Consider the following 11176-nt stretch of genomic DNA (forward strand, 5'->3'; position numbering starts at 1 on the left):
GAGTAGGTTGTTACCCATGCTGACCTAGGTTAGCCCAACCCCCTTCACTTCTTTACAAAAAGCAGGTAATCCGAACACATATTGGAAACCTACAATACAGCACATAATAAAGGATGGTGCAATTCGTTTGAGTAGAAAGTGGAAAGTAATGACCATATTCGGAACGAGACCAGAAGCAATTAAAATGGCTCCGCTCGTACTAGAGCTACAAAAGCATCCAGATAAAATCGAATCTATCGTAACTGTAACGGCACAGCATCGCCAAATGCTTGACCAAGTATTAGAAACTTTTGAAATACAGCCAGATTACGATTTGAATATTATGAAGGATCGCCAAACATTAATTGATGTAACGACAAATGCACTTCATGGTCTTGATGGAGTAATGAAAGATGCAAGACCAGACATCGTGTTAGTCCATGGTGATACGACGACAACTTTTGTTGGAAGTCTAGCTGCCTTTTACAATCAAATTGCTATCGGACATGTCGAGGCAGGATTGCGTACAGGGAATAAATATTCTCCATACCCTGAAGAAATGAACCGCCAATTAACAGGGGTAATGGCAGATTTGCATTTCGCACCGACTGAAAATTCAAAGGAAAACTTGCTAAAAGAAAATAAAAATGAGCAAGCGATTTTTGTTACAGGGAATACGGCAATAGATGCGTTAAAAACAACAGTTCGTGAAAACTACCACCACCCAGTTTTAGAAAAAGTCGGTGATGATCGTTTAATCTTACTAACTGCACATCGCAGAGAAAATCTTGGTCAACCTATGCGCAATATGTTCCGAGCGATAAAACGCATTTTAGCTGAACATCAAGATGTACAAGTTATCTATCCAGTACATTTAAATCCCGCTGTTCGAGAAGTTGCAGATGAGATTCTTGGAAATGACCCGCGCATCCATTTAATCGAACCGTTGGAAGTATTTGACTTCCATAATTTTGCGGCGCGGTCATACATGATTTTAACTGATTCTGGTGGAATTCAAGAAGAAGCTCCTTCGCTTGGAAAACCAGTGCTTGTTTTACGTGATACAACAGAACGCCCAGAAGGGATTGCAGCGGGGACATTGAAGCTTGCAGGTACTGAAGAAGAAACAATCTATCTACTAGCAAAAGAGCTTTTAGAAGATGCAAATGCATATGAGAAAATGGCCCACGCATCAAATCCATACGGCGATGGGGAAGCATCACGAAGAATTGTTGAGGCGCTGATTAGTTTTTTAGAAAAAAGTGAATAATATGACAGTATCAAAGTTTCGATGTTAGAAGCTTAAAAGAATAACAAATTTAAGGGGATTTGAGAGTTAAATTACTGATTTAAGAAAATACCCCATTCAATAATTTCAAAACTATATCACAAATTTGTCAACAATTTGACAATGTTTCTTTAGTTGTGAAGTTTTTCACCTGAACTAATTGACATCAATTTTCCCCTATTGTATGCTTACAAAGGGTAAGAATGATAAGGGTTTCGAGTCGCCATTTGACCCCCGAAACGCTTGTTATATCAAGTTTCTACTAGATTGGCAGTTGAAACTAATAATTGTCAATTTGCAACGTTTTCAGGCGTCTGAATACTAAATGTTTACAGTGGTGAAAATAACAGATAAATAAAAGATTTTTATGTAAACAAGAATTTTTTATTATTTTTTCGTATTATTGAAACCGCTTGTAATACTTTCGCTACGCTTGATTCCTTAAGTAGGACGATTAAACAATTTACTCGAAAAAGATTTGGGAGATAATTTGCCAATGCTAGATTTGCATCACATTTTCGCTATGCAGAAGAAAGCGTTATTTTTTTTGCTCGCTCTTTGTGCATTAGGATGGGGCTTTACTGCATACTCTACAGTTTTTGCTGGCATAGCTGTTGGTGCTTGCTTTGGTACTTATAACTTTTGGATTCTTGTTCGAAGAATGGACAAGTTTGATCGTTCCATAAGTGAGGGAAAAAAAGTAGTATCACTAGGTTCAGCTTTGCGCTTTGGATCAGGTATTGCAGCAGTCGCTATCGCAATTACGTTGCCACAATATTTCCATACTATTAGCACAATCATAGGGCTAATGATTCCATACGTTTTCCTTGTTGTCGGGGTAATCGTATATCTTATTAGAAACAATTAAGGTAACTAAAGAAAGTGAGGTGAATGCAATAATGAATCATGAAGCTCCACTGCTGACGATAGGATTCTTAACATTCAATTTATCAACAGTTCTTATGCTTGTTATTACTGCAATTATTGTGTTTTTAATTGCATTTTTTGCAACACGTAACTTAAAGCTAAAACCAACTGGCATGCAAAACTTTATGGAATGGGTTATGGATTTCGTAAAGGGAATTATCCAAAGCAATATGGACTGGAAAACAGGTGGCCGATTCCACATTTTAGGGATCACGCTAATTATGTTTATCGCAGTTGCAAACTTGTTAGGGTTGCCATTCTCAGGGATTGTGATCAATCACGAGTTATGGTGGAAATCTCCAACTGCTGATCCAACTGTTACTTTAACATTAGCAGCAATGGTTATGGTATTAGCAACATACTACGGTATTAAAATGCGTGGTGCTAAACATTATTTCGGCACATTCTTCCAACCAATGTCATTCATGTTCCCATTAAAAATTGTAGAGGAGTTTGCCAACACATTAACGTTAGGTCTACGTCTTTACGGTAACATTTATGCTGGTGAGATTTTACTTGGCTTAATCGCAGGTATTGCCGGCTCTGGTTTCTTAGGATTCTTGGGTGGTTTTATTCCAGGAATGGCATGGATAGGATTCTCTATCTTTATCGGCTTTATCCAAGCCTTTATTTTCACAATGTTAACGATGGTTTACTTATCTCACAAAGTGAGTGAGGACCATTAATATAAAGCTTTTAGTGTAATACATTAGATGCTTAAAAAACAAAAATACAAACAATTCCAAGGAGGAAATTTTCAATGGGTTTATTAGCAGCAGCAATAGCAATCGGTTTAGGTGCACTTGGTGCAGGTATTGGTAACGGTCTTATCGTATCACGTACAGTAGAAGGTATCGCTCGTCAACCAGAAGCACGCGGCGTTCTTCAAACTACTATGTTCATCGGGGTAGCATTAGTTGAAGCCCTACCGATTATCGCAGTAGTAGTAGCATTCATCGTAATGAACCGATAATTATCGAATAAAATGTGGCGAAGAATTTTCCACTTAGAAGAAGCTTCGCCATTCCTTTTGTATTAATATTCGCAAGAATTTTCCATTTTTTAAATTTGAATGTTAAAGCAGTACACTATAGATAAAGATAGCTTTTGCTTAGCAGCAACAAGCTAGATATTATTCTTGAAAGCTCTTGAAGGGAGTGAAACAATCGTGAATTTTGATTACCTAGTTCTAGGTGCTGAAGGTCCTTTTAATAGTGGGGATGTCATTGCGACACTTGTGATATTCCTTATTTTAATGTTCCTTCTAAAGAAATTTGCGTGGGGTCCATTAATGGGCGTTATGCAACAACGTGAAGAGTTAGTTGCTAGCGAAATTGAAGCAGCTGAAAACGCTCGCAAGGAATCTGCGAAATTATTAGAAGAACAAAAAAGTTTATTAAAAGAAGCTCGCACAGAAGCGCAGGTCATTATTGAGAGCGCTAAAAAACAAGGCGAAGTACAACGTGATGAAATTATCACTGCGGCTCGTACAGAAGCAAACCGCATAAAAGAATCAGCTGTTCGTGAAATCGAAACAGAAAAAGAAAAAGCAATCGCTGCAGTTCGTGAAGAAGTCGTTTCACTATCAGTTCTTGCTGCATCTAAAGTTCTTGGAAAAGAAATTTCTGAAGAGGACAATAGTGCATTAATTAAAGAAACGATTGCGAAGGCAGGCGAAGCGAAATGAGTAAGTCTACTGTAGCTAAGCGCTATGCCGACGCATTGTTTCAATTAGCTCAAGAGAAAAAAGTTGTTGAAGAAGTCAACAATGATCTTGAGGAGTTAGTAAAAGTAATTGAGACAACACCTGAATTACTTTCATTGCTTTCTTCTCCAAAATTCTCAATTGAACGCAAAAAACAAATAGTAGCTGAAATTTTTGCAAGTGCGAATCCAATCGTAGTGAACACGCTTGAACTTCTTATTGATAAGAAACGTGTGAACGAAGTTGGCTACTTAGCACAAGAATTCAAAGTTCTAGCTGCAGAAGCACAAGGCTTTGCAGATAGTACAGTTTTCTCTACTCGTGAACTTACTGAACAAGAAAAAGCAGAAATCTCTTCTACTTTCGGTAAATTAGTTGGTAAAGAAAATTTAAACATTACAAACGTAATTGAACCATCTTTACTTGGTGGTGTACGAGTTCAAATCGGCAACTACATTTTTGACAACACTGTAGCGAACAAGCTAGAGGGTCTAAAACGTACGTTAGTTGGTTAATTAAATAGAAATGTGAGAGGTGACATTCATGGGCATCAAAGCTGAAGAAATCAGCGTGCTGATAAAAAAGCAGATTGAAAACTACCAATCTGAATTAGAAGTAAGCGAAGTTGGTACTGTAATCACAGTTGGTGACGGTATCGCTCGTGCTCATGGCCTCGACAATGTCATGGCTGGAGAATTATTAGAGTTCTCAAATGGTGTCATGGGTATGGCACAAAACCTAGAAGAAGGAAACGTTGGTATCATTATTTTAGGACCATACTTAGACATTAAAGAAGGCGATGAAGTACGTCGAACTGGCCGTATTATGGAAGTACCAGTTGGTGAAGAACTAATTGGTCGCGTTGTAAACCCACTTGGTCAACCAGTGGATGGTCAAGGCCCAATCAACACTACAAAATCTCGTCCAATCGAAAGTCCAGCTTTCGGTGTAATGGCTCGTAAATCAGTACATGAGCCATTACAAACTGGTATTAAGGCGATTGACGCACTTGTACCAATCGGTCGTGGTCAACGTGAGTTAATTATCGGTGACCGTCAAGTTGGTAAAACTTCGATTGCAATCGATACAATTCTTAACCAAGCAGACCAAGATATGATCTGTATCTATGTTGCTATTGGTCAAAAAGAATCTACAGTACGTGGCGTAGTTGAAACACTTCGTAAACACGGTGCATTAGATTACTCAATCGTTGTAACTGCATCAGCTTCTCAACCAGCTCCATTATTATACTTAGCTCCTTATGCTGGTGTATCTATGGCTGAAGAGTTTATGTTGCAAGGTAAACACGTATTAATCGTATACGATGATTTATCAAAACAAGCTGCAGCTTACCGTGAACTTTCATTATTATTACGTCGTCCTCCAGGTCGTGAAGCTTACCCTGGTGACGTATTCTACTTACACAGCCGTCTTTTAGAGCGTGCTGCAAAATTAAACGAAACATATAAAAATGGTTCGATTACAGCTCTTCCATTCGTTGAGACGCAAGCTGGGGATATCTCTGCATACATCCCAACAAACGTTATCTCAATCACTGATGGGCAAATTTTCTTACAATCTAACTTATTCCACTCAGGTGTACGTCCAGCGATCAACGCCGGTCTTTCTGTATCACGTGTAGGTGGTTCTGCGCAAATTAAAGCGATGAAAAAAGTTGCTGGTACACTACGTCTTGACTTAGCTGCTTACCGTGAACTTGAATCATTCGCACAATTTGGTTCAGATTTAGATAAAGCTACTCTTGCTAAGTTAGAACGTGGTAAACGTACAGTTGAGGTTCTTAAACAAGACCTAAACAAACCAATCAAAGTAGAAAAGCAAGTAACAATTCTTTACGCTTTAACTCGTGGTTTCCTAGATGATATTCCTGTTCAAGATATCACTCGTTTCGAAGCTGAATTATACAGCTGGTTAGATGTAAACCACACAAACGTTTTAGATCATATTCGCACTACAAAAGAACTTCCATCTGATGAAGAAATGGCAGCAGCTCTTAACGAATTCAAAAAGACTTTTGCTAAATCAGAGTAAGTTCGAATAGTACAATGTGTTTTGTGATTAAAAACGAAAAGGTGGTGAAATACCAGTGGCAAACTTACGTGAAATAAAAGGTCGTATTACTTCAACGAAGAAAACGAGTCAAATGACGAAAGCCATGCAAATGGTTTCTGCTTCTAAAAGTAAACGTGCAGAGCAAAATGCAAAATCGTATGTTCCTTACATGGAAAAAGTGCAAGATGTGGTTGCTGCAATCGCATCAGGTAGTACTGACGCATCACACCCGATGTTAGTTTCTCGTCCTGTAAAGAAAACAGCTTATCTTGTAATTGGTTCTGACCGTGGTCTTGCAGGTGCTTATAACTCAAGTATCTTACGTCAATTAACACGCACTTTAAACGAACGTCACAAATCAAAAGATGAATATGTGATTTTTGCAGTCGGTCGTGTTGCTCGTGATTATTTCGTAAAACGTGGTTACAACGTATTAGATAGTATTGTTGGTTTACCAGACCAACCTTCTTTCTCAGACGTTAAACAAATCGCTCGTAAAGCTGTTGGTATGTTCGCTGATGGTACATATGATGAACTTTATATGTACTATAACCACTTTGTCAGTGTTATTTCACAAGAAGTTACTGAGAAAAAGGTATTACCAATTACTGATTTGGCTCCAGCAAGCGAAGGCGTATCTGCTTCTTATGAATTCGAACCATCAGGTGAAGCAATTCTAGAAGTCTTACTTCCACAATATGCTGAAAGCTTGATTTATGGTGCTTTATTAGATGGTAAAGCTAGTGAACATGCTGCTCGTATGACAGCGATGAAAACTGCAACTGATAATGCTAATGAACTTGTTAGCAACTTATCTCTTGTATACAACCGTGCGCGTCAAGCGGCGATTACACAGGAAATTACAGAAATCGTTGGTGGAGCTGCAGCCTTAGAATAGGGCAGCTTTCACCATTTCGTATAAAAGTACGATAGGAGGATACACAGGAATGAACATAGGACACGTTATTCAAGTAATGGGTCCAGTTGTTGACGTTAAATTCAGCAACGGCCAATTACCAGCAATCTATAACGCTTTAACTGTTAAGATTGAACGTCCAAATGAAGAACCAGTTACTTTAACTTTAGAAGTAGCTCTTCACTTAGGTGACGATTCTGTCCGCACAATTGCCATGTCATCTACTGACGGCTTACAACGTGGTGCAGAAGTTACAGACTCAGGAAATCCAATCTCTGTACCAGTTGGTGATGTAACTTTAGGACGTGTATTCAACGTACTAGGTGAAGTTATCGACTTAGGAGAAGAAATCCCAGCGGAAGCTCGTCGTGATTCAATTCACCGCGAAGCTCCAAAATTTGATGAATTAACTACAGAAGTACAAATCCTAGAAACAGGTATTAAAGTAGTAGACTTATTAGCTCCTTATATTAAAGGTGGTAAAGTAGGTTTATTCGGTGGTGCCGGTGTAGGTAAAACTGTATTAATTCAAGAATTAATCAACAACATCGCTCAAGGTCACGGTGGTATCTCTGTATTCGCGGGTGTAGGTGAACGTACTCGTGAAGGTAACGACTTATTCCACGAAATGAGTGACTCTGGCGTTATCAGCAAAACATCAATGGTATTCGGACAAATGAACGAGCCACCTGGAGCACGTATGCGCGTTGCTTTAACTGGTCTTACAATGGCTGAATACTTCCGTGATGAACAAGGTCAAGACGTACTTTTATTCATCGACAACATTTTCCGTTTCACACAAGCTGGTTCTGAAGTATCTGCCCTATTAGGTCGTATGCCTTCTGCGGTAGGTTACCAACCAACACTTGCTACTGAAATGGGTAACTTACAAGAACGTATCACATCAACAAACAAAGGTTCTGTTACATCTATCCAAGCGATTTATGTACCAGCCGATGACTATACTGACCCAGCGCCAGCTACAACTTTCGCTCACTTAGATGCAACAACTAACTTAGAGCGTAAATTATCTGAGATGGGTATTTACCCAGCGGTGGATCCATTAGCATCTACTTCACGTGCATTATCACCTGAAATCGTTGGTGAAGAACACTATGCTGTTGCACGTGGCGTTCAAATGACGTTACAACGTTATAACGAATTACAAGATATTATCGCCATCTTAGGTATGGATGAATTATCTGATGAAGATAAGCAAACAGTTGAACGTGCTCGTCGTATTCAATTCTTCTTATCTCAAAACTTCCATGTTGCGGAACAATTCACTGGTCAACCAGGTTCTTTTGTACACGTAAAAGATACTGTTCGTTCATTCAAGGAAATCCTTGAAGGTAAATACGATCACTTACCAGAAGATGCTTTCCGTTTAGTTGGTAGCATTGAAGAGGTAGTAGAAAAAGCGAAAAGCATGGGCGTAGAGGTATAACACTAGGGACGAGGAGGAAAAAATATGAAGACAGTTCAAGTCAACATTGTCACTCCCGACGGCCCAGTATACGATTCAGAAGTCGCAATGGTTATCGCTAAAACAGTTTCTGGTGAAATTGGGGTTCTTCCAGGACATATTCCTTTAGTTGCCCCACTTGCAATTGGTGCTGTTACACTTAAAAAAGAAGACGGTACACAAGAAGTTGTAGCCGTTAGTGGTGGTTTCATTGAAGTGCGTCCTGAACAAATTTCGGTATTAGCTCCTTCTGCTGAATTAGCAGCTAATATTGATGTTGCTCGTGCTAAAGAAGCAATGGCACGTGCAGAAGAACGTCTTCAAAAGAAACAAGATGACATCGATTTCAAACGCGCTGAGCTAGCTTTAAAACGTGCGATCAATCGTATCAGCGTTCATGAGGGTAATCTTTAAAATTAAGCGGACAGCGTGACTGTCCGCTTTTTTACATAGGTTAGGAGGAATTTTAAATGGAAGTATATCATACTCTAGGTATCCAATCAATTTTAGGTATATTTTCGCATCTTTTATTTATTGCAATTACATTTTATGCATTACAGGCATTTCGTTTAGATCAGTTATTTAAAAAAGGAAGAACAGTTCAAATTCAATTAATTTACATTTTATTAAGTATCACAATAGGTTCGAGTGTATCTAACTTTGTATTAGACTTTTCAAACTGGTCACAAAAGTTACATTATATTTTTTCTTAGGAAATCAACTTTTTTGTCGTTTATGTCTAATTTTTATATGTTATGTAAGGGTAAATGATGTCTCGTTTGTCGTTACATAACATATAATTGTATATTTCCTGGGTAATATTGTTGAAATTTGAAAGAGTAGATTAGGCGTTTTCCAACTAAAAATTCATTTTTCACCCATGTTAAATTCACCAATATGTTTAATGCAGCGTAATATAAAGTTGTAGATAAATATTGAATTTTAGAGTAAAATAGTGATTTGGATGCTTGTTTAACCAAAATAAAAGCAGTATCATAGTGATAGTCTGTGTGTGTAATAGAATAAACTAACTGACAAGGTTTAACAGTTTTGGACAATTGAATTCGGAGGGACGAATTGTGGAGAAAATAATTGTTACGGGAGGCCAGAAATTACGAGGAGTCGTAAAAGTAGAAGGAGCCAAAAATGCCGTACTACCAATTCTAGCAGCATCATTACTAGCTTCTAAGAATATAAATATTATAAAAGACGTTCCGAATTTAGCGGATGTTCATACAATAAATGAAGTACTAAAAAGTTTAAATGCAAATGTAATCTATAACGAAGAAAAAAATGAAATTCATATAAATGCAGAAAAACAATTATCAAGTGAAGCACAATTTGAATATGTAAGTAAAATGCGTGCTTCGATTTTAGTGATGGGATCACTACTAGCACGCAATGGGTATGCCCGTGTCGCATTGCCAGGAGGTTGTGCAATCGGTTCACGTCCTATTGAACTGCATTTAAAAGGCTTTGAAGCAATGGGAGCTAAAATTTCATTTGGTCATGGATTCGTTGAAGCAAAGACTGTGGATGGTTTACATGGCGCAGAAATCTATTTAGATTTTCCTAGTGTAGGAGCAACAGAGAATATAATGACTGCTGCCGCTTTAGCTAAAGGTACAACGATTATCGAAAATGCGGCTAAAGAGCCTGAAATTGTTGACTTAGCTAACTTTATTAACGGTATGGGCGGTCGTGTAGTTGGAGCAGGAACAGACACTATTCGAATTGATGGTGTAAAAGAATTACATGGTGTAACACATCACATTATTCCAGACCGAATTGAAGCTGGGACATTTATGGTTGCAGCTGCAATTACTCGAGGTGATGTGTTCATCGAAAATGCTGTTCCGGAGCATATGACTGCCTTAATAGCAAAACTGCGTGAAATGGGCGTTGAAGTAATCGAGGAAAATGAAGGTTTACGTATACGTGCGACAAACCCGCTTAAAGCTGTTGATATTAAAACGATGCCACATCCTGGCTTCCCAACAGATATGCAAGCACAGATGATGGCATTACTATTAACTGCTGAAGGTACGAGTATTATTACTGAAACGGTATTTGAAAACCGCTTTATGCATGTTGAAGAATTCCGTCGAATGAATGCACAGGCAAAAATAGAAGGACGTTCTGTCTTTATTGAAGGTCCAGTAAAATTACAGGGTGCAGAAGTAAGTGCTACAGACTTGCGTGCAGCTGCCGCATTAATTTTGGCTGGTCTTGTATCGAATGGTATTACTCGCATTACAAAATTGCACCATCTAGATCGGGGATATGTGAACTTCCATAATAAACTTGCTTCTCTTGGTGCTAATATCGAACGTATTGACGATGATACTGACGTTAAGCAAGATGATAAAGTTTCTTTATCCAAAGAAAAAGAACAAACTGTAGAAATTTAAAGCATCCAGGCACAATGCGGGTCTCTATCTCTACATTATTATTATGAAATGCAATAATTAAATATGACTAATTCAACGGCAAAATTCTTTCTTGAGAATTTTGCCGTTTTGCTGTTTAAAAATAGCTATTTTGCGAGGAATTTAAATGAAATCTCATAAATAAGGTTCTATGTCAAATGTTGGGGTGAAGTGATATTACACGGCACCCCGATTATCCTAAATGAACCCCAATTTTCTTATATAAATTATTTAATAAAATTTTCGCTTTAAAGTGTTCATAGCTTCTAAAACTATAAATGTCAACCTTAATATGTACATTTTTGCTCGTTTAAGGATGTACAAAATTACTCGTCTGCTGGTTCAAGATGTTGTTTAAGACGATAGGAATTACCTGTTATTGTTACGACATTTG

General features: G+C 38.1%; 12 protein-coding genes. All 12 read left to right on the forward strand.

Going from position 1 to position 11176, the window contains the following annotated elements; genetic code table 11:
• The first annotated feature begins 127 nt into the window (after positions 1-127).
• Positions 128-1249: a non-hydrolyzing UDP-N-acetylglucosamine 2-epimerase gene (gene wecB, locus EKG35_RS14600; RefSeq protein WP_126295291.1), complete on the forward strand. Its 1122-nt coding sequence runs from the start codon at positions 128-130 to the stop codon at positions 1247-1249.
• Between the two features lie 514 nt (positions 1250-1763).
• Positions 1764-2135, forward strand: coding sequence for an ATP synthase subunit I (locus tag EKG35_RS14605; RefSeq protein ID WP_126295292.1), 372 nt, complete (start codon positions 1764-1766; stop codon positions 2133-2135).
• A 31-nt stretch (positions 2136-2166) separates the two neighbouring features.
• Positions 2167-2880 (forward strand): F0F1 ATP synthase subunit A, encoded by a 714-nt coding sequence (atpB, locus tag EKG35_RS14610; RefSeq protein ID WP_126295293.1) that lies wholly within the window; start codon positions 2167-2169, stop codon positions 2878-2880.
• A gap of 74 nt (positions 2881-2954) precedes the next feature.
• Positions 2955-3167 carry a F0F1 ATP synthase subunit C gene (gene atpE, locus EKG35_RS14615; protein ID WP_036200106.1) on the forward strand — a complete coding sequence of 71 codons (213 nt, stop codon included), beginning with the start codon at positions 2955-2957 and terminating at the stop codon, positions 3165-3167.
• A gap of 195 nt (positions 3168-3362) precedes the next feature.
• A complete protein-coding gene (atpF, locus tag EKG35_RS14620; RefSeq protein WP_126295294.1) occupies positions 3363-3881 on the forward strand; it encodes a F0F1 ATP synthase subunit B in 519 nt (172 codons plus the stop codon).
• Complete coding sequence (locus EKG35_RS14625) at positions 3878-4414, forward strand: F0F1 ATP synthase subunit delta (RefSeq protein WP_126295295.1); 537 nt, start codon at positions 3878-3880, stop codon at positions 4412-4414. Before atpF ends, EKG35_RS14625 begins: the two co-directional genes overlap by 4 nt.
• Before the next feature lie 28 nt (positions 4415-4442).
• Positions 4443-5951, forward strand: coding sequence for a F0F1 ATP synthase subunit alpha (gene atpA, locus EKG35_RS14630; protein WP_126295296.1), 1509 nt, complete (start codon positions 4443-4445; stop codon positions 5949-5951).
• Between the two features lie 55 nt (positions 5952-6006).
• Positions 6007-6870, forward strand: coding sequence for an ATP synthase F1 subunit gamma (atpG, locus tag EKG35_RS14635; protein WP_126295297.1), 864 nt, complete (start codon positions 6007-6009; stop codon positions 6868-6870).
• 49 nt (positions 6871-6919) lie between these two features.
• Positions 6920-8335, forward strand: a complete 1416-nt coding sequence (gene atpD / locus EKG35_RS14640) for a F0F1 ATP synthase subunit beta (RefSeq protein WP_126295298.1) — start codon at positions 6920-6922, stop codon at positions 8333-8335.
• 24 nt (positions 8336-8359) lie between these two features.
• Entirely contained in the window at positions 8360-8767 is a 408-nt protein-coding gene (locus EKG35_RS14645) for a F0F1 ATP synthase subunit epsilon (RefSeq protein ID WP_126295299.1), read from the forward strand.
• A gap of 56 nt (positions 8768-8823) precedes the next feature.
• Positions 8824-9066 carry a DUF1146 family protein gene (locus EKG35_RS14650; protein ID WP_126295300.1) on the forward strand — a complete coding sequence of 81 codons (243 nt, stop codon included), beginning with the start codon at positions 8824-8826 and terminating at the stop codon, positions 9064-9066.
• Positions 9067-9432: 366 nt separating this feature from the next.
• Positions 9433-10764, forward strand: coding sequence for a UDP-N-acetylglucosamine 1-carboxyvinyltransferase (murA, locus tag EKG35_RS14655; RefSeq protein ID WP_126295301.1), 1332 nt, complete (start codon positions 9433-9435; stop codon positions 10762-10764).
• The last annotated feature ends 412 nt before the right edge of the window (positions 10765-11176 follow it).

This window comes from Lysinibacillus telephonicus, from assembly GCF_003966145.1.
Lineage (GTDB): Bacteria > Bacillota > Bacilli > Bacillales_A > Planococcaceae > Ureibacillus > Ureibacillus telephonicus.

What these genes read in the sequence shown, in the direction of transcription:
- EKG35_RS14605 (WP_126295292.1), top strand. Translation starts at nt 1,764, where the DNA reads ATGCTAGATTTGCATCACATTTTCGCTATGCAGAAGAAAGCGTTATTT.
- atpB (WP_126295293.1), top strand. Translation starts at nt 2,167, where the DNA reads ATGAATCATGAAGCTCCACTGCTGACGATAGGATTCTTAACATTCAAT.
- atpE (WP_036200106.1), top strand. Translation starts at nt 2,955, where the DNA reads ATGGGTTTATTAGCAGCAGCAATAGCAATCGGTTTAGGTGCACTTGGT.
- EKG35_RS14625 (WP_126295295.1), top strand. Translation starts at nt 3,878, where the DNA reads ATGAGTAAGTCTACTGTAGCTAAGCGCTATGCCGACGCATTGTTTCAA.
- atpA (WP_126295296.1), top strand. Translation starts at nt 4,443, where the DNA reads ATGGGCATCAAAGCTGAAGAAATCAGCGTGCTGATAAAAAAGCAGATT.
- atpD (WP_126295298.1), top strand. Translation starts at nt 6,920, where the DNA reads ATGAACATAGGACACGTTATTCAAGTAATGGGTCCAGTTGTTGACGTT.
- EKG35_RS14645 (WP_126295299.1), top strand. Translation starts at nt 8,360, where the DNA reads ATGAAGACAGTTCAAGTCAACATTGTCACTCCCGACGGCCCAGTATAC.
- EKG35_RS14650 (WP_126295300.1), top strand. Translation starts at nt 8,824, where the DNA reads ATGGAAGTATATCATACTCTAGGTATCCAATCAATTTTAGGTATATTT.